The sequence below is a fragment of the Sphingomonas mali NBRC 15500 genome (assembly GCF_001598415.1).
Classification (GTDB): Bacteria; Pseudomonadota; Alphaproteobacteria; order Sphingomonadales; family Sphingomonadaceae; genus Sphingomonas; species Sphingomonas mali.
The window spans coordinates 38154-64170 of sequence record NZ_BCYX01000025.1 but is presented as its reverse complement, the minus strand read 5'-3'; the positions used below and the strand labels follow the sequence as shown (position 1 = coordinate 64170).

Below are 26017 nucleotides of genomic sequence, written 5' to 3'. Positions count from 1 at the left end.
CAAGCGGGAGAGGGGTGATTTTGGAGCGATAGATTGCCTTCCCATTCCGGCATTTTCACCGTTATCGAGCGCGCCGCGCGCAAGGCGGCGCCGCGCCTGCGCCGCGACTTCAACGAGGTTCAGCACCTCCAGGTCAGCCGCAAGGGGCCGGCCGATTTCGTGTCGATGGCCGACAAGCGCGCCGAGGAAACGCTGGTCGACGAATTGCGCAGGGCGCGGCCTGACTGGTCGATCCTGGCCGAGGAAGGCGGGGAGATCGCCGGCGATCCGAACAAGCCGCGCTTCATCATCGATCCGCTCGACGGCACGTCGAACTTCCTCCACGGCATCCCGCATTTCGCGATTTCGATCGCGGTCGAGGAGCCGATGGCGAACGGCAAGCGCGAGATCACGACCGCGCTGGTCTATCAGCCGCTGACCGACGAGAGCTTCTGGGCGGAAAAAGGCAAGGGCGCCTGGCTGCAGGATGCGCGGCTGCGCGTCTCGTCGCGCCGCGATCTTGCCGACGCATTGATCGCGACCGGCATCCCGTTCCTGGGTCACGGCAATTTCACGCAATGGAGCCGTATCTTCGGCGCAGTGGCGCCCGAAGTCGCCGGAATCCGCCGGCTCGGCTCGGCCGCGCTCGACCTCGCCTGGGTCGCGGCGGGGCGGTTCGACGGCTTTTGGGAATCGGACCTGCAGCCTTGGGATGTCGCGGCGGGTATGCTGCTGGTCAAGGAAGCTGGCGGGTTCGTTACAGATTTCCGCGGCGGCGACCGCACGATGGAACGCAACGAATTCCTTGCGGCCAACGACGTGCTCCATTCCAAACTGCACAAGCTGATCGCGGGCGCCTTGCGCTGATGCACTCGCTGGCCGCCCTGCGGGCCGGGGCGGCATTGCCACCCATCACCTGCACCGATCGTTTCGTTCCCATTATGAGTATCTCGGGAAATTACATAACCCGACCTTAACGAGGGCGAGACTATGCGGGCGCATGGTTTCGACGCCCACTTCGACGTTCCGGGACGACGCGTTCCTGAAGACTCGGATCGAGGCGATCTATTCGATCGCGCTGGCGATGATCGGCATGGACCTGCTCGGCTCGGCGATGATGGCCGGCCTTTTCTGGCAACAGGGCAACAATATCTGGCTGCCGATCTGGGTACTCGCCAGCGTGATCATTATCGCCTCCCGCGGCGTAGCGGCGATGGCCTATAAATCGGGCCTCTTCCCCAATATTCCGATCCGCCATTGGGCGGCATCGCTCGTCATCTTTGCCGGCGCTTCCGGCTTGCTCTGGGGCGGAGCGCTGGGCCTGATCGTTGCCACCGGCACCGACAACCAGGTGATGTTCGCGGTCTGCGTCGCGCTGAGCGGGTTGACGCTATCGATCGCGCATGTCGCCTATTGGCCGATGTACGCGGCGTTCGAGCTGCCGGTAATGATCGCGGCGGCACTGGGCTTCTTCATCAGCGACCGTCCCGGCCACTGGCCACTGGCCGGTGCTGCGACGGTGATGACGGTCGTGCTGCTGAGCGTCAGCCGTCGGCTAGCGGGGCAAGTGCTCCACGCGCATCGGCTGGCGGCCGCCAACCAGGCGCTGGTCGAATCGCTGGGTGCGCGCGGCAAGGCGCTCGAACAAGCGTGCGACGCGCTCGAACGCGTCAGCCGCACGGATCCGCTGACGGGGCTGGCCAACCGCCGCCAGCGCGACAGCCGGCTGGCCGACGAATGGGAGCGGGGGCTGCGCTCCGGCGGCCCGCTCGCGGTGGTCGCAATCGACGTCGATCACTTCAAGCGGTTCAACGACACCCACGGCCATAGCGAAGGCGATCGCTGTCTGAAGGCGGTTGCGGAGATGCTCCAGGCGGGCCTTCGTGGACCGATCGATCTTGCCGCGCGCCATGGCGGTGAGGAATTCATGCTGATCCTGCCCGGAGTCGACCGCGCCGGCGCCGCCTCGATTGCGGAGCGGGTCCGCGTGATGGTCGCGACGTGCAGCAGCGATGCCGGGTTCGCGCTCCCCGAAAAGGTCACGATCAGCCTTGGCGTCGCGGCAATCCATCCGGCGCCAGGCCGCTCGGTCCACGAACTGACCATCGCCGCCGACGCCGCGCTGTATCGCGCGAAAATGGCGGGAAGAAACCGTTACGAGCTCGCCGCCGTCGACAGCGTCGCCGCCGCCGCCTGAGTTCTCGCTAATTGCGAATCATTCTCACGGGTTCGAGGCCTTGCCCGACTCCGGGTGCCGTCCTAGAGACGCCGCAACGTTTCGCACCTGCGAGAGACAATAGTGGTCGATCTGTCACAATATCTGCCGATCCTGCTGTTCCTCGGCGTCGCGATCGCGCTGTCCAGCGCGTTCGTGTTCCTGCCGATGATCGCGGCCCGCTTCACCGGCGCGCACAAGCCGAATCCGGAGAAGCTCAGCGAGTATGAATGCGGCTTCCCCGCGTTCGAGGACCCGCGCAGCCAGTTCGACGTCCGTTTCTATCTCGTCGCCATCCTGTTCATCGTGTTCGATCTGGAAGCGGCGTTCATTTACCCCTGGGCAGTGAGCGTGTTCTCGCTCGGCTGGACCGCGTGGATCAGCATGATGATCTTCATCGCCGAACTCGCGCTTGGCCTCGTCTATGCCTGGAAGAAGGGAGCGTTGGATTGGGAATGACCCCTTCGATTATCGGACATTCGGGACCGGTCGAGCTGCCGATGGCCGCCAGCGGGCAGGCGATCGTGCCGCCCGATCAGGGTTTCTTCGATGGCCTGAACGGTGAGCTCCAGGACAAGGGCTTCCTTGTCGTCGGCGCCGAAGAGCTGTTCCAATGGGCGCGCACCGGCTCGCTATGGTGGATGACTTTCGGCCTGGCTTGCTGCGCGGTCGAGATGATCCACGTCAACATGCCGCGCTACGACCTGGAGCGTTTCGGCGCCGCGCCGCGGGCCAGCCCGCGCCAGTCCGACGTGATGATCGTCGCCGGCACGCTGTGCAACAAGATGGCCCCGGCGCTGCGCAAGGTCTACGACCAGATGTCGGAGCCCAAATACGTGATCTCGATGGGCAGCTGCGCCAATGGCGGCGGCTATTATCATTACAGCTACAGCGTCGTGCGCGGCTGCGACCGCATCGTGCCGGTCGACATCTACGTGCCTGGCTGCCCGCCGACCGCCGAGGCGTTGCTGTACGGCATCATGCAGCTGCAGCGGAAAATCCGCCGCGCGGGGACGATTGAGCGGTGATGTTGGTGCTTAATTCCTTCTCTCCGTTCGTGCTGAGCTTGTCGAAGCACGTGTTCGGGGCACGCCCTTCGACAGGCTCAGGGCGAACGGTGGATTTTTCGGCATGAAGTCGGCTGCTCCCGCTTATGCGCCCAATGACGGCGTGATTGACGTTGCCGAGACAACACTCGGCGGCCGCATCCTGTCGAGCCTCGAAGCTGCGTACGAAGTGTCGTTCACCGTCGACCGCGAAAGCCTGGTCGAGACGATGACCTTGCTGCGCGACACGCCGGGCCTCGAATATCAGCAGCTGATGGAGATTGCCGGGGTCGATTATCCCGACCGGGCGGACCGGTTCGAGGTGGTCTATTGCCTGCTGTCGCTGACCCGCAACCACCGCATCCGCGTCCATGTCCAGACCGACGAGATCAAGCCGGTGCCGTCGGTGACGGGGATCTGGCCGGTCGCCGGCTGGCTCGAGCGCGAAGTGTACGACATGTACGGCGTGCTGTTCGATGGCAATCCGGACCTGCGCCGCATTCTGACCGATTACGGCTTTGTCGGCCATCCGCAGCGCAAGGATTTCCCGCTGACCGGCTATGTCGAGCTGCGCTACTCGGAAGAGAGCAAGCGCGTCGTCTATGAGCCGGTCAAGCTGGCGCAGGATTTCCGTACGTTCGACTTCATGAGCCCTTGGGAAGGTGCCGAGTACATCCTGCCCGGTGACGAGAAAGCGGCCGCTGCGGCGCCACCACCTCCACCCGCGCCGCCGCCGGCTCAGCCCAAGACGACCGAGAGCACCGCGCAGAGCGGAGCAGGGAAGCCGGAAGCTGGCGCCGGTCCCAAGCCGGCTACGTCGACCGCCAAAGCCGAAAAGGCCGATGGCGCGGATCCCAAGCCCGCGCCGCCCGCGGCTGAAAAGCCCAAGCCGACGCGCGCGCGCAAGACCGCTGATGTCGCTGCCGCACCCGAGGCAGCGAAGGCGCCATTGACCCGCAAAGTCGCCGCCAAGCCGCGCGTGAAGCCGGATGCGCCGACCGCCGATGCGCCGGCCAAGCCGAGCCGCGCCAAGAAGAAGCCGGAGCCGAACAATGGCTGATACGCTCGACAAGATGCTGGGCGTGACCGATGCCGAGGACCCGACGGTCGGTGACGTCACGATCCAGAATTACACGATCAATTTCGGGCCGCAGCATCCGGCGGCGCACGGCGTGCTGCGCCTGGTGATGGAGCTCGATGGCGAGATCATCGAGCGCGTCGATCCGCATATCGGCCTGCTCCATCGCGGCACCGAGAAGCTGATCGAGTACAAGACCTACGCCCAGGCTTTGCCCTATTTCGACCGGCTCGATTATTGCTCGCCGCTGTGCATGGAGCATAGCTTCGTGCTCGCGGCGGAAAAGCTGCTCGACTTGGAAGTGCCGATCCGCGCCCAGTATCTGCGCGTGTTCTTCGCCGAATTAACTCGCATTTCCAATCACATGCTGAACCTCGGGTCGCATGTGATGGACGTCGGCGCGATGACGCCGAACCTGTGGCTGTTCGAAATCCGCGAGGATTGCCTCAACTTCTTCGAGCGCGCCTCGGGCGCGCGGATGCACTCCAATTATTTCCGCGTCGGCGGCGTCCATCAGGACGTGCCGCTCAAGCTGTTGACCGACATCGCCGACTGGCTCGACACGCGCCTGCCGCGCTTGTTCGAGGATGCGATCAGCCTGGTCGCCGACAACCGCATCTTCAAGCAGCGTAACGTCGATATCGCGGTGGTCAGCCGCGAGGACGCGGTGCGCTGGGGCTTCTCCGGCCCGATGATCCGCGGCTCGGGCATTCCCTGGGATCTGCGCAAGTCGCAGCCCTATGATGCCTATGCCAGGATGGAGTTCGACGTTCCCGTCGGCACGCGCGGCGACTGCTATGACCGCTTCATGGTACGCGTCGAAGAGGTCCGCCAGTCTGCGCGGATCATGAAGCAGTGCCTCAACGAAATGCCGAACGGTCCGATCGCCAGCGACGACCGCAAGGTGGTTCCGCCCAAGCGCGCCGAGATGAAGCAGTCGATGGAGGCGCTGATCCATCACTTCAAACTGTTCACCGAAGGCTATCGCGTGCCCGCCGGCGATGTCTATGTCGCGACCGAAAGCCCCAAGGGCGAGTTCGGCGTGTATCTGGTCGCCGACGGATCGAACAAGCCGTACCGCTGCAAGATCCGCCCGACCGCGTTCAGCCATCTCCAGGCGATGGATTTCATGTCGAAGGGCCACATGCTCGCCGACACCACCGCGATCCTGGGCGCGCTCGACATCGTGTTCGGGGAGTGCGACCGGTGACCGCCAACTACGTCGAGTATGATCCAGCGGCCGAAAGGGCGCAGCATAATGCTCACATGGCGATGATGTATTACGTGCCGGCCGCGCTGGTCGCCTTGGGTTTTGTCCTTGGCGTGTTCATGCGCCGGAAAAACAACGCCGAGCTGTTTCGGGTGTCCGCTTTGGTTACCTGCGTTGTCCTCGCGTTTTTGGTCATTTTCCTCGGATGGTTGGCCGTCCCCGACAAAATGGTAATGGTCTAGATGGCTGAAGCACCCCAAATTCCTGACGAAGCCGAAACCCGCGCACGCTGGGGCGATTTCGCGTGGACGGCGGAGAACGCCGCCAAGGCGAAGGAAATCATCGGCCGCTATCCTCCGGGGCGCGCGCAGTCGGCGTCGCTGCCGTTGCTCGACCTGGCGCAGCGCCAGGTCGGCGCCGAGACGCAGACCCAGGGCTGGCTGCCGGTTCCGGTGATCGAGTTCGTCGCCAAGCAGATCGGCGTGCCGTATATGCGCGTGTACGAGGTCGCAACCTTCTACACGATGTTCAATATGGCGCCGGTCGGCCGCTATCACGTCCAGGTGTGCGGCACGACGCCGTGCATGCTGGCGGGTTCGGACGAGGTGCTGCGCGCGTGCAAGTCGAAGGGCTTGTCCAAAGGCCACACCACCGCCGATGGCCTGTTCACGCTGACCGAGGTCGAGTGCCTGGGCGTCTGCGCCAACGCGCCGATGGTCCAGGTCAACGACGATAATTACGAGGACCTCGATTACGACCGTACCATCGCGGTGCTCGAGGCGCTGGCCAAGGGTGAGCAGCCGCAGGTCGGATCGCAGATTGGCCGCCGCGCCAGCTGCCCCGAAGGCGGGCCGACCACGCTCAAGGAAATGGTCGGCGAGAACCATGATTACCGGGGGCAATGGTAATGCGCGGCAACGTCAATCCGATCATCGCCATCTTCGCCATCATCGGCGCGCTGGTGATCCTGGGCCTGGTGCTGCGTGTGGCGTTCGCACTGATCGGGCTCGCCCTGGTCGTCGGCGCGGTGCTGGTGATTTTCTATTTCGTCCAGAATGCGATGGGGAAGCGATAGATGCTCGCCGATAAGGATCGCATCTTCACCAATCTGTACGGCTTCCAGCCCTGGGGGCTGAAAGCGGCGCAGGCGCGTGGCGATTGGGACAATACCAAGAAACTGCTCGAGATCGGCGCCGACACGATCATCGACCGGATGAAGGCGTCGGGGCTGCGCGGGCGGGGCGGGGCAGGGTTCCCGACCGGCACCAAATGGGGCTTCATGCCCAAGGAACCGCGGCCCGATCGTCCCAATTTCCTGGTGATCAACGCCGACGAATCCGAGCCGGGGTCTTGCAAGGACCGCGAGATCATCCGCCACGATCCGCACAAGCTGATCGAAGGTGCTTTGGTCGCCGGTTTCGCGATGCGCGCGCGGGCCGCGTACATCTACATTCGCGGCGAATATATCCGTGAGGCGGAGACGCTCTTCGCCGCGGTCGCCGAGGCCTATGATGCCGGGCTGATCGGGAAGAATGCCTGCGGGTCGGGGTACGATTTCGACGTCTTCGTCCATCGCGGCGCCGGCGCCTATATCTGCGGCGAAGAGACCGCGATGCTTGAGAGTCTCGAGGGCAAAAAGGGCCAGCCGCGCCTCAAGCCGCCATTTCCGGCGGGTGCCGGCCTTTATGGCTGCCCGACCACGGTCAACAACGTCGAATCGATCGCGGTAGCGCCGACCATCCTGCGCCGTGGCCCCGAATGGTTCGCGAGCTTCGGCGCCGAGAATAATCGCGGCACCAAGCTGTTCCAGATCAGTGGCCATGTGAACAAGCCGTGCGTGGTCGAGGACGCGATGTCGATCCCGTTCCGCCAACTGATCGAGGAACATTGCGGCGGGATTCGCGGCGGCTGGGACAACCTCCTCGCGGTGATCCCGGGCGGGTCGTCGGTGCCGCTGGTGCCGGCGGCGCAGATCATGGACTGCCCGATGGATTTCGACGGGCTCAAGGCGCTAGGCTCGGGCCTCGGCACCGCGGCGGTCATCGTCATGGACAAGTCGACCGACATCGTCCGCGCGATCAGCCGCATCAGCTATTTCTACAAGCACGAAAGCTGCGGCCAGTGCACGCCGTGCCGCGAAGGCACCGGCTGGATGTGGCGCGTGATGGAGCGGCTGCGCACCGGCGATGCCGATATCGGCGAGATCGATACGCTGTTCAACGTTACCAAGCAGATCGAAGGTCACACCATCTGCGCGCTGGGCGACGCCGCGGCCTGGCCGATCCAGGGCCTGATCCGCCACTTCCGCCCCGAGCTCGAGCGCCGCATCGCCGAGCGCCAGGGCGATGATTTTGCGCCGATGCAGGAGGCCGCAGAATGATCGGGCTGGCTTTGCTGCTGGCCGGGACGCCGATGGTACCTGGCATGGACCAAGCTACATCGGATGCCGCGGAATGTGTGGTCGACAACGACATCCGCGACGTCCGAGCGCTGCTGAAGACCGTTCCAGGGTCGCCGTCCGAAACCGAAGCGACGAGCAAGGTCCTCGTTTATTATGGCGGGTGCAGCGACAACAAGATGGCGGCCGGGACGTTCAGCTGGCGCGAGCGGGCTGAAATCGCCGAAGCAGCGCTGGCGCCGATGCTTCGCAAGAGCCCGGACGTCGCCGGTGCCGTAGCGCGAGACGGTTGGGCGTTGGCGATGCCCGCGAACGCCAAGCCGGCAGATTACGCTGCCGTCACCATCGGTGTACGGATGATGGGCGATTGCCTCGTGCGCGCCAATCCGCAAGGATCGCTGGCCTTGCTCCGGTCCGATCGTGGCAGTGCCGACGAGGCGAGCGCGATCAACAGCCTGTCGGGTAATATAGCGGCCTGTGTGCCAGCGGGTCAGTTGCTCAAGCTCAAGCGGCAGGATCTGCGACTGGTCGTCGCCGAGCCGCTCTATCATTTGTTGTCGAGGTAAGCGGCGCTTATGCCCAAGGTCAAAGTTGACGGGATAGAGGTCGACGTCCCCGCCGGCGCCACGGTGCTCCAGGCGTGCGAGGCGGCCGGCAAGGAAATCCCGCGTTTCTGCTATCACGAGCGGCTGTCGATCGCCGGCAATTGCCGGATGTGCCTGGTCGAGGTGAAGCCGGGGCCGCCCAAGCCCCAGGCGTCGTGCGCGCTTCCCGCTGCCGACAATCAGGAGATTTTCACCAACACGCCGATGGTGAAGAACGCGCGCGAAGGCGTGATGGAATTCCTGCTGATCAACCACCCGCTCGATTGCCCGATCTGCGATCAGGGCGGCGAGTGCGACCTGCAGGATCAGTCGATCGCCTATGGGCGCGGCAACTCGCGCTACACCGAGAACAAGCGTGCGGTGACCGAGAAATATATGGGTCCGATCGTCAAGACGGTGATGACCCGCTGCATCCAGTGCACGCGCTGCATCCGCTTTGCCGAGGAAGTCGCCGGCGTCGAAGAGATCGGTGCGATCTATCGCGGCGAGGACATGCAGATCACCTCCTACCTCGAGCAGGCGGTGACGAGCGAGCTCAGCGGCAACGTGGTCGACCTGTGCCCGGTCGGCGCGCTGACGTCGAAGCCCTATGCCTTCGAGGCGCGGCCCTGGGAGCTCAAGAAGACGCTGGCGATCGACGTGATGGACGCGGTCGGCACCAACATCCGCCTCGACAGCCGCGGCCGCCAGGTGTTGCGCGCGCTGCCGCGCGTCAATGACGACGTCAACGAGGAATGGGCGACCGACAAGACTCGCCACGCGGTCGACGGCCTGGTCCGTCAGCGCCTCGACAAGCCCTATGTTCGCAAGCAGGGCAAGCTGGTCGCGGCGACCTGGGACGAGGCGTTCGCGGCGATCGCGGCAGTCAAGGCCGGCAAGAGCGTGGCGGCGATCGCCGGTGACCTGGTCGATTGCGAGACGATGTTCGCGGCCAAGGCGCTGGTCAGGGCGATGGGCGGCTCGCTGCTCGAAGGCCGCCAGACCGGCATGGATTACGACGTGTCGAACCTGGCCGCGGTCAATTTCAACACGACGATCGCGGGTGCCGAGACGGCCGACGCGGTGTTGCTGGTCGGCACCAATCTGCGCTGGGAAGCGCCGTTGGTGAACACCCGTATTCGCAAAGCCATCAAGAAGGGCGCCAAGGTCTTCGCGATTGGGCCCGAGACCGACCTGACCTACAAGCTCGAGTGGCTGGGCAACGATCTGTCGCTGCTCGGCAAGCTGCCCAAGGCCGCGGCTGATGCGTTCAAGGACGCGCAGCGCCCGATGATCATCGTCGGCGGTGCCGCGCTCAAGAATGGCCATGGTGCCGCGCTCGCGCTCGCCAGGACGCTTGGCGTGGTGAAGGACGGCTGGAACGGCTTCAACGTCCTCCATTTCTCCGCGGCGCGAATGGGCGGGCTGATGCTCGGCTATGCGCAAAAGGGCGGGATCGCTGACGTGGTCGCGGCAAATCCGAAGCTGGTCTTCTTGCTTGGTGCCGATGAGGTCGATTTCTCCAAGCTTTCGAAGAGCTTCAAGGTCTATATCGGCCATCATGGCGACAAGGGCGCGGCGGCGGCGGATGTCGTCCTGCCGGGCGCGAGCTATGCCGAAAAGGCCGGCACCTATGTCAATCTCGAAGGCCGCGTGCAGCGTGGCGAGCGGGCGGTGTTCCCGCCGGGCGATGCGCGTGAGGATTGGACCATCCTGCGCGCGCTGTCGGAAAAGCTCGGCCAGACGTTGCCGTTCGACACTTTCGAGGAATTGCGCGCGCAAATGGCGCTAGACGTTCCCGCGCTCGGCCAGACCGGTCTCGCCAGCTTCGACTGGAACCCGCCGTCGCTCGACGCCAAGGGATCGGGCGAAGTCGCCTATCCGATCAAGGACTTCTACCTGACCAACGCGATCTGCCGCGCCAGCCCGACGATGCAGCGATGCTCGTCGGAGTTGCTCCACGGCCAAGCCTTTGCGGAGGCGGCGGAGTGATGGATGCACGATATAATTGGCGCCGTTCTGGAATTTCTGGGCGATGCGGCAACGGCCGAGACGTCGAAGGGCGCGCCGCGCTGGATGCGTCGGCTGCATTGGGCCGTGCTGATCTTTTTGACGCTCTTTGCGCTTCTGGTCATTGGTCTGATTATCTTGTCGGGGTGACGGCATGACCTCCTGGTTCACCTATCTCGGCATGGACTATGGCTGGGCCTGGTTCGTCGCCACGATCATCGACATCCTGGTGATCGCGCTCCCGCTGATGCTCGCGGTGGCGATGATCATCTATGCCGACCGCAAGATCTGGGCGGCGATGGCGCTGCGCCGCGGTCCGAACGTGGTCGGCCCGCTGGGTCTGCTGCAGTCGTTCGCGGACGGCCTGAAGGTCTTCCTGCAGGAAACGATCATTCCCTCGGCGGCGAACAAGGGCCTGTTCCTGCTCGCGCCGATCATCACCTTCACGGTCGCCTTGATCGTCTGGGCGGTGGTGCCGTTCCAGGCCGGCGTGGTGCTCGCCAATATCAATGTCGGGCTGCTCTACGTCCTCGCGGCGTCGAGCCTGGGCGTCTACGGCATCATCATCGCCGGCTGGGCGTCGAACTCGAAATATCCCTTCTACTCGGCGCTCCGTGCCGCCGCGCAGATGGTGAGCTACGAAGTGTCGATCGGCTTCGTGCTGATCTCGGTCGTGCTGTGGGCGAACAGCTTCAACCTGACCGCGATCGTCGAGGCGCAGAAGGGCTTCGCCTGGGGCTGGGTGAACGGCAATTTCATCAACCCGCTGCTGTTCCCGATGTCGGTCGTGTTCTTCATCTCGTCGCTGGCTGAAACGCAGCGCGCGCCATTCGACCTGACCGAAGCGGAATCGGAGCTCGTCGCGGGCTATCAGACCGAATATTCGTCGATGAGCTTCGCGCTCTATTGGCTCGGCGAATATGCCAATGTGATCCTGATGTGCGCGCTCAACGCCATCCTGTTCTGGGGTGGCTATCTGCCGCCGCTCAACATCGGCTGGATGTACGCGGTGCCGGGGATCATCTGGCTGTTCATCAAGATCCTGGCGTTCTTCTTCCTATTCAGCTGGGTGAAGGCGACGGTGCCCAGGTACCGTTACGACCAGCTGATGCGGCTGGGCTGGAAGATCTTCCTGCCGCTGTCGCTGTTCTGGGTATTCCTCGTGTCGGGCTATCTGATGTTGACGCGTGTGGGGATTGGGTCGTGAGTGCCCTGTTTGCCCTGGCATTAGGTGGTCTAATGCAAGCGGGAACAGCCCCGCCGTCCCCTTCGCAGCGGTTCACGCTTGTCTGTGTGTTTCAAGAGGCAAGTTATGATGCGGCCAGTCGCGAGATTCGTCCGAACGCCAATGCTGAACAGCGGTCTATTACTGTTGCCTTCGATAAAGGTGCTTCGGCACAAATCGATCCCGCTAGCATAACGGTCGATGGCGATTCATCGGTGGTAGGGAAAGGCACGGCGAAGGAATTCACGTTTGCCAACGACATGAAGTTTGGGGTATTTTTTACTTATTCTGATGGCTCATTGCTGGGCTTGGTCGGGTCACCGACCCCACAAAAGAATTTCCGTACGACCGTCGTCCGTAAAGCAAGTGACGGACAAACGACCTATCCCATGGCTGGTCTTTGCGGTCTGACCCGTGGAGGCGATCAAACGTCTACGGGCGAAAGTACAAATAAGCTCGAAACGGAGCGCTCCAAATGAGCATCGCCCAGATCATCAAGTCGTTCACGCTGTGGGAGTTCGTCAAAGCCCACATCCTGACCTTCCGCTACATGTGGAAGCCCAAGGCGACGATCAATTATCCGTTCGAAAAGAACCCGATTTCGCCGCGTTTCCGCGGGGAACATGCGCTGCGCCGCTATCCCAATGGCGAAGAGCGCTGCATCGCGTGCAAATTGTGCGAGGCGATCTGTCCGGCGCTGGCGATCACGATCGAGGCCGAACCGCGCGACGACGGGAGCCGCCGCACGACGCGCTACGATATCGACATGACCAAGTGCATCTATTGCGGGCTGTGCCAGGAAGCCTGCCCGGTCGATGCCATCGTCGAGGGACCGAATTTCGAATTCGCCACCGAAACGCGCGAGGAGCTGATCTACGACAAGGCCAAGCTGCTCGACAACGGCGACCGCTGGGAGCGTGCGATCGCCGCGAACCTTGCCGCCGATGCACCGTACCGTTAAGCGCGCCGCAACAGTGGGACGCACCATGATTCACCCCCTTTCGGTCATCCCAGCGGAAGCTGGGATCTCAAGCGGCTCTTGTCCCGCGATTCTGCACGAGGCCCCAGCTTTCGCTGGGGCGACGGTGGAATAATGATCGCTGCAATCGCCTTTTACCTGTTCGCCGCCGTGGTGCTGCTGTCGGGTGCGATGACGATCACGTCGCGCAACCCGGTGCATTCGGTGCTGTGGCTGATCCTCGCGTTCTTCAACGCCGCGGGCCTGATGCTGCTGTGCGGCGCCGAGTTCATCGCCATGCTGTTGATCATCGTCTATGTCGGCGCGGTCGCGGTGCTGTTCCTGTTCGTCGTGATGATGCTCGACATCGACTTCGCCGAACTGCGCGCCGGTTTTGTGCGCTACGCGATGATCGGCCTTGCCTTTGCGGTTTTGCTGGCGGCTGAAGTAGTTATCGCCCTCCTGGGGTGGTCGGCCGGGGGCCTCAAGCTCGACCAGCGCATCGCGCCGACGCCCGACAAGATGTCCAATATCGAAGCGATCGGGCATCTGCTCTATTCGCATTATCTGTTCGTGTTCGAAGGCGCCGGCCTGGTGCTGCTCGTCGCGATGATCGGCGCGATCGTGCTGACGCATCGGGCGCGCGGCGGGGTCAAGGGCCAGAAGATCAGCCGTCAGGTCGCGCGCCGGCCGCAGGACGCGACGCGCAACATGCAGCCGCCGGTCGGCCAGGGGGTGGAATTGTGATCGGCCTCACGCATTATCTGGTCGTGGCCGCCATCCTGTTCGGGATGGGCGTGCTCGGCCTCATCGCCAACCGCAAGAATCTGATCATCATGCTGATGTCGATCGAGCTGATCCTGCTCGCGGTGAACCTCAACTTCGTCGCCTTCTCGGCCTATCTGCACGATCTGGTCGGTCAGGTGTTCGCGATGTTCGTGCTGACCGTCGCCGCGGGCGAAGCGGCCATCGGGCTCGCCATTCTGGTGATCTATTTCCGCGGGCGCGGGACCATCGCGGTCGACGATGCCAACCGGATGAAGGGGTGAGCGCGTGATCACGATCCAGCTCATCGTTTTCCTGCCGCTGCTGGCTGCCATCATTGCCGGCCTCGGCAATCGCGCGATCGGCAACGTGCCGGCCAAGGTGCTGACCACCGGCGCGTTGTTCGCGTCGTGCGCGCTCAGCTGGCCGATCTTCATCCACTATCTGACCGGCGGCGATCCCTATCCGGTGACCCAGGTGTTCACCTGGATGAAGTCGGGCGATCTCGACGTCTCCTGGGCTCTGCGCGTCGACGCGCTGACCGCGGTGATGCTGGTGGTGATCACCAGCGTCTCGGCGCTCGTCCACCTCTATTCCTGGGGGTATATGGACGAGGATCCCGATCAGCCGCGGTTCTTCGCCTATCTGTCGCTGTTCACCTTCGCGATGCTGATGCTGGTGACCGCCAACAACTTGGTCCAGATGTTCTTCGGCTGGGAAGGCGTCGGCCTCGCCAGCTATCTACTGATCGGCTTCTGGTTCAAGAAGCCGAGCGCCAATGCCGCGGCGATCAAGGCGTTCGTCGTCAACCGCGTCGGCGACCTCGGCTTCATGCTCGGCATTTTCGGCACGTTCCTGGTATTCGGCACCGTATCGATCCCGGAGATACTGGCCCAAGCGCCGCACATGGCGGGCTCGACGATCGGCTTTCTGGGCTATCGCTTCGACACGATGACGGTGCTGTGCCTGTGCCTGTTCGTCGGCGCGATGGGCAAATCGGCGCAGCTCGGCCTCCACACCTGGTTGCCCGACGCGATGGAAGGCCCGACCCCGGTGTCGGCGCTGATCCATGCCGCGACCATGGTGACCGCTGGCGTATTCATGGTCTGCCGCTTGTCGCCCATGTTCGAGACCAGCGAGGTCGCGCTCGACTTCGTCGTCTTCATCGGCGCTGCGACCTGCATCTTCGCGGCGACGATCGGCACGTGCCAGAACGACATCAAGCGCGTGATCGCCTATTCGACCTGCTCGCAGCTCGGCTACATGTTCTTTGCAGCCGGCAGCGGCGCGTACGGCGCGGCGATGTTCCACCTGTTCACGCACGCTTTCTTCAAGGCGCTGCTGTTCCTCGGCGCCGGCTCGGTGATCCATGCGATGCACCACGAGCAGGACATGCGTTTCTATGGGGGCCTTCGGAAGAAGATCCCGATCACTTTCTGGGTGATGCTGCTGGGCACGCTGGCGATCACCGGCGTCGGTATCCCGGGCATTTTCGGGATGCAGCCGATCGGGTTCGCCGGCTTCCATTCGAAGGACGGCATTCTCGAACTGGCTTATGCTTCGGGCCGCGGCACCGGCGCTTTCTGGGTCGGTATCCTGGCGGCGCTGCTGACCAGTTTCTATTCGTGGCGGCTCATGTTCCTGACCTTCTGGGGCAAACCGCGCTGGGCGCAGTCGGAGCATATCCAGCATTCGCTGCATGACGATCACGGCCACGGCCATGATGATCATGCCCATGCTCACGATGCTCATCACGACCATGCGCATGGCGACGGCACCGGCGGCTATCATCCGCACGAGAGCCCGTGGTCGATGCTGATCCCGCTGATTCTGCTGGCGACGGGCGCGGTGCTGGCGGGATTCGTCTTCCACGGCTGGTTCATCGAGCCGGATTCGGGCGAGCGGTTCTGGCGCGGCGCGATCGCGTTCAACGAGCATCTCTACCATTCGGCGCACGAAGTACCGGTATGGGTGAAGCTGTCGGCCTCGTTCGTGATGCTGCTCGGCCTCTTCGGTGCCTGGCTTGCCTATATCGTGCGCACCGATATCCCCGCGCGCTTCACGAGCACGTTCCGGCTGCTGTACGATTTCGTCTACAACAAATGGTATTTCGACGAGCTCTATAACCTGCTGTTCGTCCGTCCTGCTTTCGCGTTCGGCCGCCTGTTCTGGAAGGCCGGTGACGAGGGCCTGATCGACCGCTTCGGACCCAACGGCTCCGCCTGGGTCGTTGCCTTGGGCAGCCGCGTCACGGGCCGCCTGCAAACCGGATATGTCTACACTTATGCCTTCGTCATGCTGATCGGCCTGACCGCCGCCGTTACCTGGGCGATCGCGCAATGAGCGCTTGCATGTCCCATCTCTCCTCCGTTCGCCCTGAGCTTGTCGAAGGGCGTGAGACCCACCGTGCTTCGACAGGCTCAGCACGAACGGTGGGGGGCGCCCGATGAGCGGCATTCTTTCGCTGATGCTCGCCATTCCCGCCGTCGCGGCGGTGGCGTGCCTGTTCCTGAGCGCCAACGGAGCGCGCTGGCTGGCCTTGATCGCGACCCTGCTCGACCTGGTGCTCGGCGCGGTATTGTGGAGCCAGTTCCAGATCGGCGGCCCGCAATGGCAATTCGTCGAGAATGTGCCGTTGTTCGGCACGTTCAACTGGGCACTCGGCATCGACGGCTTCGCGCTGCTGCTGATCGAGCTGTCGGTGTTCCTGATGCCGATCTGCATCGGGGCGAGCTGGGAAGCGATCCAGAAGCGCGTGCCCGAGTACATGGCGGCGTTCCTGCTTACCGAAGTGCTGATGATCGGCACCTTCGCGGCACAGGACCTGTTCCTGTTCTACATCTTCTTCGAAGGTGGCCTGATCCCGATGTTCCTGATCATCGGTATCTGGGGCGGCGCCAATCGCATCTACGCCTCGTACAAATTCTTCCTCTACACGCTGCTCGGCTCGCTGCTGATGCTGGTGGCGATGCTGTGGATGGTCAACGAGGCGCACACGACCAGCATTCCGCTGCTGCTCAATCACGACTTCCCGGCCCATGCCCAGACCTGGTTGTGGCTTGCCTTCTTCGCGTCATTCGCGGTCAAGATGCCGATGTGGCCGGTCCATACCTGGCTTCCCGACGCGCACGTCCAGGCGCCGACCGCCGGGTCGGTCATCCTGGCCGGTGTGCTGCTGAAGCTCGGCGGTTACGGTTTCCTGCGCTTCTCGGTGCCGATGTTCCCGGAAGCGTCGTCGCAACTGACCTGGCTGGTGTTCGGCCTGTCGGCGGTAGCGGTGATCTATACCTCGCTGGTCGCGCTGGTGCAGTCCGACATGAAGAAGCTGATCGCTTATTCGTCGGTCGCGCACATGGCGATCGTGACGATCGGTCTGTTCGCCTTCAACCAGCAGGGCATCGAAGGCGGGATGATGGTGATGCTGGGCCATGGCCTGGTGTCGGGCGCGTTGTTCCTGTGCGTCGGCGTGATCTATGATCGGCTGCATACCCGCGAGATCGCGCGCTATGGCGGGCTCGCCAACAACATGCCGCGCTACGCGGTCCTGTTCATGCTGTTCACCATGGCGTCGGTCGGTCTTCCGGGCACGAGCAACTTCGTCGGCGAATTCCTCAGCCTGGCCGGCACCTACAAGGTGTCGACGACGATTACCTTGCTGTGCACCACCGGCATCATCCTGGGCGCGGCCTACATGCTGTACCTCTATCGCCGCGTCGTGTTCGGCGAGATCAAGTTCGATGACGTTCGGGCGATGACCGATCTGTCGCCGCGCGAACTAGCGTTGCTGGTGCCGATCGCCGCGGCGGTGTTGTGGATGGGCGTCTATCCCGAAAGCTTCCTCGCGCCGATGCGCGGCGACGTGAAGATCCTGCTCCAGCGGATCGACCGCGCCAAACCGGCCGGCGACGCCCTGCCGACGCCGCCCAAAAATCCTCAGGTCAAGGCCGGGGAGGGCCACGCGTAATGGATTGGATCGCTTCGCTTCAGGCGACGCTTCCCGAATTGGTCCTGTCGGTCGGCGCCCTGGCGCTGATGCTGGTTGCCGCCTGGGGCGGGCAGGGCTCGACCCGTGCGGTCAGCTGGACCGCGGTGGCGGTGCTGCTCGGCGCGGGCATCGCCCTCGCCGGGCCGGCTTCCTATGCCGGGGTGGTGTTCGACGGCCTGTATCGCGCCGATGCCTTTGCCGCGTTCGCCAAGGTGTTGATCTACGTCGCCGCCGCCGTCTCGATCGTGATCGCGCCGCGTTTCTTCGCGCGCGGCGACGGCGACAGTCTCCATCCCGAATATCCGGTGCTGATCCTGTTGTCGGCGGCGGGCATGGGGATGATGGTCTCGGCGGGCGACTTGCTGACGCTCTATGTCGGTCTCGAACTGCAGAGCCTCGCGGCCTATGTGCTCGCCAGCTTCATGCGCCGCGACCAGCGCTCGGCCGAAGCCGGCCTCAAATATTTCGTACTGGGCGCGCTCGCGTCGGGCATCCTGCTCTACGGCATCAGCCTGGTCTACGGTTTCTCGGGCACGACTCTCTTCACCGACATCGCCACCGCTTATGGCGCGGGTAAGTCGCTCGGTCTGACCTTCGGCTTGGTGTTCGTGTTTGCCGGCCTGGCGTTCAAGATGTCGGCGGTGCCGTTCCATATGTGGACGCCGGACGTTTACGAAGGCGCTCCCACCCCGGTAACCGCCTTCTTCGCCTCGGCGCCCAAGGTCGCCGCAGTGGCGCTCGCGGTTCGTGTGGCGATCGAGGCTATGGGCCCGGCGGTAGCCGAGTGGCGCCAGATCGTCATCTTTGCCAGCCTCGCCTCGATCATCTTCGGCGCGGTCGCCGCCATCGGTCAGAAGAACGTCAAGCGACTGCTGGCCTATTCGTCGATCAACAATGTCGGCTTCCTGCTCGTCGGCCTGGCCGCCGGGACTCAGGAAGGCGTGTCGTCGGTGCTGATCTACCTGACGATCTATGTCGCGATGACCTTGGGGGGCTTCCTGATCGTGCTCCAGATGCGCGACGCGGAAGGCAATCCGGTCGAGACGATCGACAGCTTGTCGGGCATGTCGGAAACGCGGCCCGGGCTTGCGGCGGCGATGGCGGTGTTCATGTTCTCGCTTGCCGGCATCCCGCCATTGCTCGGCTTCTTCGCCAAGCTGGCGGTATTCCAGGCAGCAGTCGATGCCGGCCTGTTCCCGCTCGCGGTTGTCGGCTTCGTCGCTTCGGTGATCGGCGCCTATTATTATCTCCGGATCGTCAAGGTAATGTATTTCGACAGCCCGGCGCCGGCATTCCAGCGCAGCAACGCGCTGGTCGAATATGGTCTGATCACCGTGCTGGCGCTCTTCATCTCGCCGGTTGGTTGGTTCGCGCTCAAGCCGCTGGGTGTCGCGACGATGGCGGCGGCGAAGGCGTTGTTCTGATCGCCGAGACCAGCGGCCGTATCCGCACCGTCGCTGAAACCGGCTCGACCAACGCCGACATGATCGCGCTGGCCGCGTCCGGGATGGACGAGGGCGTGTGGCTGCGGGCCGAGCGTCAGACCGGAGGGCGCGGCCGGCTGGGGCGTTCCTGGGTCTCACCGCCGGGCAATCTCTACGCCAGCACGCTCGTCCGCATTCGTCCGAGCGATCCGCCGGCGGCGACGCTCGCCTTGGTCGCGGCGGTTGCGCTCGAAGAAACCGTCTCGGCCTATGCCCCGGGCATGGCGCTGCTTAAATGGCCCAACGATGTGTTGATCGATGGCGCCAAAGTGTCGGGCATCCTGCTCGAGCGCGCGGGCGACGCCGTGGTGATCGGGATCGGGGTCAATCTGGCACATCACCCGACCGATATCGAGCGGCGGGCTACCAGCCTCGCTGCTCATAATTTCGTCGTCGCGCCGGAAGACTTTATCGAGACGCTGGCCGAGGCGTTCGCCCGCTGGGTCGAATGCTGGCGCGGCCCGGGCATGGATACGATCCGCCGCCGCTGGGTCGCCCACGCACATCCGATTGGCACGCCGCTCAACGCTCGTTTGCCCGATGAGGTGGCGTTCGATGGCTTGTTTGACGGGCTCGATCCCGACGGCGCGCTCATCCTTCGCTTGGCGGACGGCACGCGGCGTGTCATTCACGCGGGCGACGTGTTCCTGCTCTAGAGAGAGGCAAATCCATGCTGCTCGCGATTGACGCCGGCAACACCAATGTCGTTTTCGCGCTGCTCGACGGGCGCGAGGTGAAGGGACGATGGCGTATCGCCACCGACCCGCGCCGCACGGCGGACGAATATGCGGTGTGGCTGACACAACTGTTGAGCATCGAAGGCTATGACCGCAGCCAGGTCGATGGCGTGATCATCTCGACCGTCGTGCCGCGCGCGACGCACAATCTGCAGTGGCTGGCGGAGAAATATTTCAAGACGGACGCACTGATCGCCGGGCAGAAGCCGGTCGAATGGGGCATGGCGATCGACGTGCAGGAGCCGCAGAGCCTGGGCGCGGATCGCGCGGTCAACGCCATCGCCGCGCATGCGCTGCACGAAGGCGACCTGATCGTGATCGATTTCGGCACCGCCAGCACGATCGACTGGATCGACTTTCGGGGCGCCTATAAGGGTGGGATCATCGCTCCGGGGATCAATCTGTCGCTCGACGCGCTGGTCAGCGCCGCCGCCAAGCTGCCGCGGATCGCGATCGAGGCGCCGACCGATCCGACCGTGATCGGACGCGATACGGTCAGCCAGATGAACATCGGCATCTATTGGGGCTATATCGCGATGATCGAAGGGCTGGTCGCGCGGATGAAGGCGGAGATTGGCCGCCCGGCTAAAGTGATCGCGACGGGCGGTCTCGCGGTATTGTTCGAACAGCATACGGGCGTGTTCGACGCAATTGAGCCCGATCTGACCATCCAGGGGCTGGCCATGATGTGGGAACGGGCGCAGCGATAGCGGTCACCCCAGCGGAAGCTGGGGTCTCATGCGGCACGTTTCGCTCCATTGAGAAAGATCCCAGCTTTCGCTGGGGTGACGTTTAGGAATTGAAGTGACACCAGGTAAAGAACTGCTCTTCGTCGCGCTCGGCGGGTCGGGTGAAATCGGCATGAACGTCAACCTCTACGGTTGTCAGGGCAAATGGCTGATGGTCGACATGGGGGTGACCTTCGCCGACCCCGCATATCCGGGCGTCGAGATCATCCTGCCCGACCTGCAGTTCATCGAGGAACAACGCGCCAATCTGGTCGGTATCGTCCTGACCCATGGGCATGAGGACCATATCGGCGCCTTGCCCTATCTCGCCGACGATCTCCGCGCGCCGCTCTTCGCCAGCAAGTTCACCGCTGGCCTGATCCGCGGCAAGCTCGAGGAAGAAGGCGTCCAGGACCGCGTCGAGCTCAACGTGGTCGAGCCGAACAAGGTAATCGAGCTCGGGCCGTTCAAGTTCCGTTTCGTGCCGCTGGCGCATTCGATTCCCGAGGCAAGCGCGCTGCTGATCGAGAGTCCCTATGGCAAGGTCTTCCACACCGGCGACTGGAAGCTCGACAGCAGTGATGCGGTGCTCGGCACGCCGTCGACTCCCGAACAACTCACCGCGGTTGGCGACGAAGGCGTATTCGCGCTCGTCTGCGATTCGACCAACGTGTTCAATCCGCAAGCATCGGGTTCGGAAGCGAGCGTTCGCGACGGGCTGATCGGCGCGGTGAAGAAAGCGAAGGGCAGGGTGGTCGTCACCACCTTCGCGTCCAACGCGGCGCGCCTCCAAACGCTGGGTGAAGTGGCCAAGGCAACGAAGCGCAAGATCTGCGTTACCGGCCGCTCGCTGGATCGCATCCTGATGGTTGCGCGCGCCAACGGCTATCTCAAGAGCTTCCCCGATCCGATCTCGCCAGAAGCGGCGATGTCGATGCCGGGGCGCGATGTCCTGGTCGTGGCGACTGGCGGGCAAGGCGAACCGCGTGCGGCGCTCGGGCGCATCGCCGACGGCACGCACCCGATCAAGCTGGTTGCCGGCGACACTGTCGTCTTCTCGTCCAAGCAGATCCCGGGCAACGAACTCGCGATCGGCCGCATCCAGAACCAGCTCGCTGCCGCGGGCGTCGAAATGGTCACCGAGCGGCAGGAGCATGTCCACGTTTCCGGCCATCCGGGACGCCCCGAACTTGAGGCGATGTACGGCTGGATCCGTCCGCAATTGTTGGTGCCGGTCCATGGCGAGATGCGGCACATGATGGAGCAGGCGCGGTTCGGTCTGTCGAAGGGCATTCCCCAGGCGCTGGTACAGAGCGACGGCGACATCGTCCGCCTCGCGCCCGGCAAACCCGAAAAGCTCGGCCATGCGCCGGTTGGGCGCCTGATGCTGGATGGCGACGTCATCCTTCCCGCCGACGGTGCGACGATGAACGAGCGCCGCCGGGTCGCGACTTATGGCCAGATGTCGGTCGCGGTGGCGATCGATGGCAACAACCGCCTGGTCGGCGTGCCGCGGGTCGGCCTGCAGGGCATTCCGGTCGAAGAGGACCGCGAGGCATTCATCGACGAGGCGATCGATGCCGCCGCGGAGGTGGTGAAAAAGCATCGCGGCGATTTGCAGGTGTTGCGCGAAAGCCTGCGTCTCGGCGTCCGCCGCGTGGCGACTCGCTGGACCGGCAAGAAGCCGGTGGTTGATGTATTGGTCATCGAGGCCTGACATGCGTTGGACGTCACTGCTCGCAATCTATTTCCTGTGCTGGGCCTTTTCGGTCTTCCTCGTCCTGCCGTTTGGCGTGCGCACCACGCATGAGGTGGGAGGGGAATTTATCCCCGGCCAAGCCGAAAGCGCGCCCCACGAATTCAATATCAAGCGCGTCGCGATCCGCGTGACGATTGTCGCGACCATCGTCTGGGCCGCGTTCGTGCTGAATTATATCTACGGCTGGGTGACGCCCAACATGCTCGACTTTGTCGATGCGTCGAACAGCGTGGGTTGAAGCGACTCAGGTTCTGAGCCGCTCGATCGCCTGGGCCAGCGCGACATAAAGCTTGCCCATGTCCGACGACAGCAACGTCACCCCGATCGCCGCGCCGTCGCGTTGCGCCAGGATGGCGCGCAGCATCGCTTCGAAATCGTGGATGTAGCGATTTACCTGCTCGCGCACGGCGTCGTCATTGTCATAAGCCTCGAGCACCGCGCGCATTTCACCGGCGTCGAGCAGCTTGACCGCGCGCCGCGCGAACGCACCGCGATTACCCTTGAGATAGGCCAACCAGGACGAATCGGGGACTTCCGACGAATAGATGCTGGTGAGGTCGATCGCCGCCGAGTTGAGTGATTCGATCAACAGCGACACGCGCCGCGCGAAGCCGTTTGCTTCCTCGGTGTCCGCCAGCCGAGCCTCGATCAGGCTCGACGCCTCGGCGATCGCGAGCATCTGGCGATTGAGCTTGTCCGATGCGTCGGTCGCCGATGCCGCGGCCGTTTCGGTGGCTCTCGCGATCGTCGCCAAACCGCGCTCGACTGCTTGCGATGCCGCCGCCTCCAGCGCATCGGCGGCGTCGGGGGCGATCCTTGCCATCGCCTCGCGCGCATGCTCGGCGGCGGCATTGGCGGTGTCGCGAATGCGCATCAGCGTCTCGAGCAATTGCGGTGCCGCCTCTCCGGCGAAACGGTGCGCGGCGCCGCTGGTGTCGTCGATCGATCGGGTCAGCGCGTCGACCTGTTCCTGTCCCGCGGCAAGAGTCGCGGCAACGTGATTGGCCACTGCTTCGATGCCGGCGATGCGATCGGCCAGTGCGGTGGTGCTGTCGGTCGCGGTACGGTCGAGCGCGGCCTGGTTGGTGGAAAGCATCGCGAGCATGGCGTCGCCCTGCGCGGCGATGCCCTTGCGTGCCTCATCCACCGCGCTGGCGGTGCGATCGAGCAGGCCGTCGACCGCTTCGGACATCGCACTGGTGACCTGTTCGAGGCGGGTGCCCGCGGTTTCGCTGGTCGCTTCCATTCGCGCGATATGGGCGGACAGGCGTTCCGCGGCGCCGCTGGTATGATTGTCGACCTCGCGCGCACGCTCGCCGAGCGCGACGACCTGAGCATCGAGCGCCGCCGCGCGCTCGCTTGCCGTCAGGCCGATTTTTTCGACCTGATCGGCGAGTGTGGCAGTCTGGTCATGGGCGTGGGGAAGCGTCGCCAGCATGATCTGGAGATTGGCTTCCAGATTGGCCGCCGCCTTGTCGATGCGGGCAGCGTCGGTTTCGGCTTTCGAAAAGTGGCTGTCGAGCACCGACGATGCCTCGCTCAGGCGGTCCGACGCCGCGCTGGCCGTCGCCATCATCACCGTGACCTGATCGGCCAGCTTCTCGCGATTGGAGTCGATCGTGTGCGCCATGACGTCGATAACGGCCTGGAGATGCTCTGCCTCGGCGCGCATCGATCGTGCGGTGTCGTTGAATCGGCGTGCTTCGATCCGGCTCGACCGCCGCGCGACCAGCCACAGGACGGCGATGAGCGCCAACGGCGCGGTCAGCCCGGTAGCCAATTCAGCCAATACGGTCGGCGTGGGCGCGGCCTGCATGGCGGGCCACGCATACCAGGCGAAGAAGCCGATCCACGCTGCAGCCGACGCGAACGCCAGGCCAGCCAGGATGCGCCATTTCGTCGCGCCCGACCGCTCCTCAAGCTCCTCAGGTTGTTCGAAAACCTCGCCTTCGTAAGGCTCGGTCAGCTGCAACGGCTCATCCGCCGCGGCGTATTGAACGTCGCTGACGTGCAAGTCGATGATCTTAGACCCCCCGTTCATGACGCTTTGTTTACCATAAAACCGACCATTTCAAAGCGATTGCGCAACGTTCCGTTAAAGCCCTTAGGGCTAGGCTTGGGTCATGGCCTATGATCCCGGTGCAATCGATGCGACCCTCGCTGCGGCAGTCGGTGACGAACCGGGGCTGATTGCCGAACTGCGCGCAGCGTTCGTCGACAGCGCGGAAAAGACGATCGACGCAATCCAGGCAGCCGAAAACGACGAAGCCTGGCGCCTCGCTGCGGCGCGTCTCAAGGGATTGGCGGCAAGTTTCGGCGCGGTGCGTCTCATGAGCCTCGCGTCGGAAGCCGCGGGCACGCCCGGCAATGCCGATGTAGTGCGTACGCTGCGGCGCGCGGTGGCGCGGCTCTAGCCATACGGCCCGCCGGGGAATTCGGCGAGCAATCACGATCCTTGCGATAGGCGAGTGCGGGGCTTAACAGCCCCGGATGCTTGCCGGGCTCCTGTTCGCCACAGCCGACGCGTCCGACCGTCACGATACGCTGGCGGCGACGCTGCCGGTCGGGGGCGTGACGCTGATCGAATTCCAGGCGCGGCTGTTGATCGCCGCGGGGGCGTCGCAGATCATCGTCGTCGTTTCGCGCCTGACTCCCGAATTGCTCGGCGCGATCAATCGTCTCAGCCGACGCGGCATCGCGGTTGATGCGGTGCGCGGCCCGGCCGAGGTGCTCGCCAAGCTGCATCCTCTCGCGCGCGTGATGTGGCTGGCGGATGGGCTGATGACGACCAGCGTGATGATCGAAGCGATGCGCGATCGCGATCACGACACGTTGCTGGTCGCACAGACCGGGGACGAGCTCGAACGGATCGGTCCCGGGGCGGTATGGGCGGGAATCGCCACGATCGATCCCCAGCGCATCGCCGATGTCGTCAAGTTGCCGGCGGACTATGATTTCGCCTCGTCGCTGTTGCGGGTGATTGCCCAGCGCGGCGCCGAGCACCTGCCGCTGCCCGAAACCGCAGTGCGCGAAGGCCATGGCGTCCAGCGCGATTCGCACGCGCTGGCGGCGAAAGGCCGAGCCGCGCTGGTGGCGGCGCTGGGCACGCGAACCAATTGGGTCGATCGCTTCCTAGTCGCGCCGCTCGCCAAATTGGCGCTGCCGCCGCTGGTCGCGCGCGGCGTGCCTCCGATCGCGCTGGCAGGATTGGGTGGCATGTTCGGCGTAAGCGGGCTTGCCGCGATCGCGATTGGCTGGCTGGCGCCGGGTATGGCGGCGATCGTGTTGGCGCTCGCCTTTCTAGCGCTGGCCGATGTTCTGGCTTGGCTACGCGACGAGCGGGCGCTCGGCAGGGCATTGCGCTGGAGCACGCCGGCAGCGGTCGCGCTGGCGACGTTGCTGTTGGGTCAGCGGGTCGGGTTTCTTGCCGCCAGCGCGACGCCGCCGCTGCTGGCCTTGACGACGGTTCTGGCTGGAGCGCTGGCGGAACGTGCGGCGGGGGCGGTCACCCGGCCGTGGTGGTGGGCAGTTCCGGCCGCCTATCCGCTGATCCTGCTGCCGGCGGTGCTGATCGGATATCCGGTCTGGGGATTGGCAGCGGCGGCCAGCTATGCCGCCGTGACATTGGGCTTTGGCGTGGAAGCGTTGCGCGCGCGCATCGGTGGCTAGTTTGGTTTCAGCAAAGCTGAAACGGTTTGCGGTACCGGCTCGCACCCCCACCCGGCCTCCCATAGAATACGCTGTTGGGAGGCCGGGTGGGGGAGCGGGCCGGTACCGATTCAGCGAAGCTGACAAAGACTCCCGAAATCGGTGAGTTCTGGCTAACCTCGCTTTAACGACACAATCGTACAGCAGA

General features: G+C 64.1%; 28 protein-coding genes. 27 read left to right on the top strand and 1 reads right to left on the bottom strand.

Annotation, left to right across the window (positions count from 1 at the left end; translation table 11 throughout):
* The first annotated feature begins 33 nt into the window (after positions 1-33).
* The 25 genes from SMA01S_RS16765 to SMA01S_RS16660 all read left to right on the top strand — a co-directional run bounded on the left by SMA01S_RS16765 (position 34) and on the right by SMA01S_RS16660 (position 22399).
* On the top strand, positions 34-846 hold the full coding sequence (locus SMA01S_RS16765; RefSeq protein ID WP_066824972.1) for an inositol monophosphatase family protein: 813 nt from the start codon (positions 34-36) through the stop codon (positions 844-846).
* Positions 847-979: 133 nt separating this feature from the next.
* On the top strand, positions 980-2176 hold the full coding sequence (locus SMA01S_RS16760; protein ID WP_066824969.1) for a GGDEF domain-containing protein: 1197 nt from the start codon (positions 980-982) through the stop codon (positions 2174-2176).
* 102 nt (positions 2177-2278) lie between these two features.
* Entirely contained in the window at positions 2279-2653 is a 375-nt protein-coding gene (locus SMA01S_RS16755) for an NADH-quinone oxidoreductase subunit A (RefSeq protein ID WP_066824965.1), read from the top strand.
* Between the two features lie 41 nt (positions 2654-2694).
* Complete coding sequence (locus tag SMA01S_RS16750; RefSeq protein WP_066590003.1) at positions 2695-3222, top strand: NuoB/complex I 20 kDa subunit family protein; 528 nt, start codon at positions 2695-2697, stop codon at positions 3220-3222.
* Positions 3223-3325: 103 nt separating this feature from the next.
* Entirely contained in the window at positions 3326-4300 is a 975-nt protein-coding gene (locus SMA01S_RS16745) for an NADH-quinone oxidoreductase subunit C (RefSeq protein ID WP_084250382.1), read from the top strand.
* Complete coding sequence (locus SMA01S_RS16740) at positions 4293-5528, top strand: NADH-quinone oxidoreductase subunit D (RefSeq protein WP_066824962.1); 1236 nt, start codon at positions 4293-4295, stop codon at positions 5526-5528. The genes SMA01S_RS16745 and SMA01S_RS16740 overlap by 8 nt, the downstream gene beginning before the upstream one ends.
* Positions 5525-5770 carry a hypothetical protein gene (locus tag SMA01S_RS16735; protein ID WP_066824959.1) on the top strand — a complete coding sequence of 82 codons (246 nt, stop codon included), beginning with the start codon at positions 5525-5527 and terminating at the stop codon, positions 5768-5770. Before SMA01S_RS16740 ends, SMA01S_RS16735 begins: the two co-directional genes overlap by 4 nt.
* Positions 5771-6436 carry a complex I 24 kDa subunit family protein gene (locus SMA01S_RS16730; protein WP_066824956.1) on the top strand — a complete coding sequence of 222 codons (666 nt, stop codon included), beginning with the start codon at positions 5771-5773 and terminating at the stop codon, positions 6434-6436. It begins immediately after the preceding gene.
* Positions 6436-6603, top strand: a complete 168-nt coding sequence (locus SMA01S_RS24655; protein ID WP_157082648.1) for a hypothetical protein — start codon at positions 6436-6438, stop codon at positions 6601-6603. Before SMA01S_RS16730 ends, SMA01S_RS24655 begins: the two co-directional genes overlap by 1 nt.
* On the top strand, positions 6604-7908 hold the full coding sequence (gene nuoF, locus SMA01S_RS16725; protein ID WP_066824953.1) for an NADH-quinone oxidoreductase subunit NuoF: 1305 nt from the start codon (positions 6604-6606) through the stop codon (positions 7906-7908).
* Positions 7905-8492 (top strand): hypothetical protein, encoded by a 588-nt coding sequence (locus SMA01S_RS16720; protein WP_066824951.1) that lies wholly within the window; start codon positions 7905-7907, stop codon positions 8490-8492. Before nuoF ends, SMA01S_RS16720 begins: the two co-directional genes overlap by 4 nt.
* Before the next feature lie 9 nt (positions 8493-8501).
* Complete coding sequence (gene nuoG / locus SMA01S_RS16715; protein ID WP_066824949.1) at positions 8502-10502, top strand: NADH-quinone oxidoreductase subunit NuoG; 2001 nt, start codon at positions 8502-8504, stop codon at positions 10500-10502.
* 3 nt (positions 10503-10505) lie between these two features.
* A complete protein-coding gene (locus tag SMA01S_RS24650; protein ID WP_157093997.1) occupies positions 10506-10670 on the top strand; it encodes a hypothetical protein in 165 nt (54 codons plus the stop codon).
* A gap of 4 nt (positions 10671-10674) precedes the next feature.
* The gene (gene nuoH / locus SMA01S_RS16710) at positions 10675-11727 is read left to right on the top strand and encodes an NADH-quinone oxidoreductase subunit NuoH (RefSeq protein WP_066824946.1); all 1053 of its coding nucleotides are present in this window, start codon (positions 10675-10677) and stop codon (positions 11725-11727) included.
* Positions 11724-12224: a hypothetical protein gene (locus SMA01S_RS24645; protein ID WP_157093996.1), complete on the top strand. Its 501-nt coding sequence runs from the start codon at positions 11724-11726 to the stop codon at positions 12222-12224. The genes nuoH and SMA01S_RS24645 overlap by 4 nt, the downstream gene beginning before the upstream one ends.
* A complete protein-coding gene (gene nuoI, locus SMA01S_RS16705) occupies positions 12221-12706 on the top strand; it encodes an NADH-quinone oxidoreductase subunit NuoI (protein WP_066824943.1) in 486 nt (161 codons plus the stop codon). Before SMA01S_RS24645 ends, nuoI begins: the two co-directional genes overlap by 4 nt.
* Before the next feature lie 132 nt (positions 12707-12838).
* The gene (locus SMA01S_RS16700; protein WP_066824930.1) at positions 12839-13450 is read left to right on the top strand and encodes an NADH-quinone oxidoreductase subunit J; all 612 of its coding nucleotides are present in this window, start codon (positions 12839-12841) and stop codon (positions 13448-13450) included.
* Positions 13447-13752, top strand: coding sequence for an NADH-quinone oxidoreductase subunit NuoK (nuoK, locus tag SMA01S_RS16695; RefSeq protein ID WP_066592512.1), 306 nt, complete (start codon positions 13447-13449; stop codon positions 13750-13752). Before SMA01S_RS16700 ends, nuoK begins: the two co-directional genes overlap by 4 nt.
* A gap of 4 nt (positions 13753-13756) precedes the next feature.
* A complete protein-coding gene (nuoL, locus tag SMA01S_RS16690; RefSeq protein WP_066824927.1) occupies positions 13757-15811 on the top strand; it encodes an NADH-quinone oxidoreductase subunit L in 2055 nt (684 codons plus the stop codon).
* A 103-nt stretch (positions 15812-15914) separates the two neighbouring features.
* Entirely contained in the window at positions 15915-17432 is a 1518-nt protein-coding gene (locus tag SMA01S_RS16685) for an NADH-quinone oxidoreductase subunit M (protein ID WP_066824924.1), read from the top strand.
* Positions 17432-18877: an NADH-quinone oxidoreductase subunit NuoN gene (nuoN, locus tag SMA01S_RS16680; protein ID WP_066824912.1), complete on the top strand. Its 1446-nt coding sequence runs from the start codon at positions 17432-17434 to the stop codon at positions 18875-18877. Before SMA01S_RS16685 ends, nuoN begins: the two co-directional genes overlap by 1 nt.
* 59 nt (positions 18878-18936) lie before the next feature.
* Positions 18937-19593 carry a biotin--[acetyl-CoA-carboxylase] ligase gene (locus tag SMA01S_RS16675; RefSeq protein WP_066824980.1) on the top strand — a complete coding sequence of 219 codons (657 nt, stop codon included), beginning with the start codon at positions 18937-18939 and terminating at the stop codon, positions 19591-19593.
* A gap of 14 nt (positions 19594-19607) precedes the next feature.
* Positions 19608-20384 (top strand): type III pantothenate kinase, encoded by a 777-nt coding sequence (locus SMA01S_RS16670; protein WP_066824909.1) that lies wholly within the window; start codon positions 19608-19610, stop codon positions 20382-20384.
* Positions 20385-20478: 94 nt separating this feature from the next.
* On the top strand, positions 20479-22119 hold the full coding sequence (locus tag SMA01S_RS16665) for a ribonuclease J (protein ID WP_066824905.1): 1641 nt from the start codon (positions 20479-20481) through the stop codon (positions 22117-22119).
* Between the two features lies 1 nt (position 22120).
* A complete protein-coding gene (locus SMA01S_RS16660) occupies positions 22121-22399 on the top strand; it encodes a DUF1467 family protein (RefSeq protein ID WP_066824902.1) in 279 nt (92 codons plus the stop codon).
* Positions 22400-22405: 6 nt separating this feature from the next.
* Here the strand turns inward: SMA01S_RS16660 and SMA01S_RS16655 are convergent, their stop codons facing one another.
* Positions 22406-24202: a coiled-coil domain-containing protein gene (locus SMA01S_RS16655; protein WP_066824899.1), complete on the bottom strand. Its 1797-nt coding sequence runs from the start codon at positions 24200-24202 to the stop codon at positions 22406-22408.
* An 82-nt stretch (positions 24203-24284) separates the two neighbouring features.
* On the opposite strand from SMA01S_RS16655, the gene SMA01S_RS16650 reads away from it, so the two are divergent.
* Positions 24285-24575, top strand: a complete 291-nt coding sequence (locus SMA01S_RS16650) for an Hpt domain-containing protein (RefSeq protein ID WP_066824896.1) — start codon at positions 24285-24287, stop codon at positions 24573-24575.
* 76 nt (positions 24576-24651) lie between these two features.
* Positions 24652-25830, top strand: a complete 1179-nt coding sequence (locus SMA01S_RS16645; RefSeq protein WP_066824893.1) for a hypothetical protein — start codon at positions 24652-24654, stop codon at positions 25828-25830.
* Positions 25831-26017 lie beyond the last annotated feature (187 nt).

Coding starts and splice junctions, on each gene's coding strand:
- SMA01S_RS16760 (WP_066824969.1), top strand. CDS start 980: ATGGTTTCGACGCCCACTTCGACGTTCCGGGACGACGCGTTCCTGAAG.
- SMA01S_RS16750 (WP_066590003.1), top strand. CDS start 2,695: ATGGCCGCCAGCGGGCAGGCGATCGTGCCGCCCGATCAGGGTTTCTTC.
- SMA01S_RS16745 (WP_084250382.1), top strand. CDS start 3,326: ATGAAGTCGGCTGCTCCCGCTTATGCGCCCAATGACGGCGTGATTGAC.
- SMA01S_RS16740 (WP_066824962.1), top strand. CDS start 4,293: ATGGCTGATACGCTCGACAAGATGCTGGGCGTGACCGATGCCGAGGAC.
- SMA01S_RS16730 (WP_066824956.1), top strand. CDS start 5,771: ATGGCTGAAGCACCCCAAATTCCTGACGAAGCCGAAACCCGCGCACGC.
- SMA01S_RS24655 (WP_157082648.1), top strand. CDS start 6,436: ATGCGCGGCAACGTCAATCCGATCATCGCCATCTTCGCCATCATCGGC.
- nuoF (WP_066824953.1), top strand. CDS start 6,604: ATGCTCGCCGATAAGGATCGCATCTTCACCAATCTGTACGGCTTCCAG.
- SMA01S_RS16720 (WP_066824951.1), top strand. CDS start 7,905: ATGATCGGGCTGGCTTTGCTGCTGGCCGGGACGCCGATGGTACCTGGC.
- nuoG (WP_066824949.1), top strand. CDS start 8,502: ATGCCCAAGGTCAAAGTTGACGGGATAGAGGTCGACGTCCCCGCCGGC.
- SMA01S_RS24650 (WP_157093997.1), top strand. CDS start 10,506: ATGCACGATATAATTGGCGCCGTTCTGGAATTTCTGGGCGATGCGGCA.
- nuoH (WP_066824946.1), top strand. CDS start 10,675: ATGACCTCCTGGTTCACCTATCTCGGCATGGACTATGGCTGGGCCTGG.
- nuoI (WP_066824943.1), top strand. CDS start 12,221: ATGAGCATCGCCCAGATCATCAAGTCGTTCACGCTGTGGGAGTTCGTC.
- SMA01S_RS16700 (WP_066824930.1), top strand. CDS start 12,839: ATGATCGCTGCAATCGCCTTTTACCTGTTCGCCGCCGTGGTGCTGCTG.
- SMA01S_RS16685 (WP_066824924.1), top strand. CDS start 15,915: ATGAGCGGCATTCTTTCGCTGATGCTCGCCATTCCCGCCGTCGCGGCG.
- nuoN (WP_066824912.1), top strand. CDS start 17,432: ATGGATTGGATCGCTTCGCTTCAGGCGACGCTTCCCGAATTGGTCCTG.
- SMA01S_RS16675 (WP_066824980.1), top strand. CDS start 18,937: ATGATCGCGCTGGCCGCGTCCGGGATGGACGAGGGCGTGTGGCTGCGG.
- SMA01S_RS16670 (WP_066824909.1), top strand. CDS start 19,608: ATGCTGCTCGCGATTGACGCCGGCAACACCAATGTCGTTTTCGCGCTG.
- SMA01S_RS16660 (WP_066824902.1), top strand. CDS start 22,121: ATGCGTTGGACGTCACTGCTCGCAATCTATTTCCTGTGCTGGGCCTTT.
- SMA01S_RS16655 (WP_066824899.1), bottom strand. CDS start 24,202: ATGAACGGGGGGTCTAAGATCATCGACTTGCACGTCAGCGACGTTCAA.
- SMA01S_RS16650 (WP_066824896.1), top strand. CDS start 24,285: ATGGCCTATGATCCCGGTGCAATCGATGCGACCCTCGCTGCGGCAGTC.
- SMA01S_RS16645 (WP_066824893.1), top strand. CDS start 24,652: ATGCTTGCCGGGCTCCTGTTCGCCACAGCCGACGCGTCCGACCGTCAC.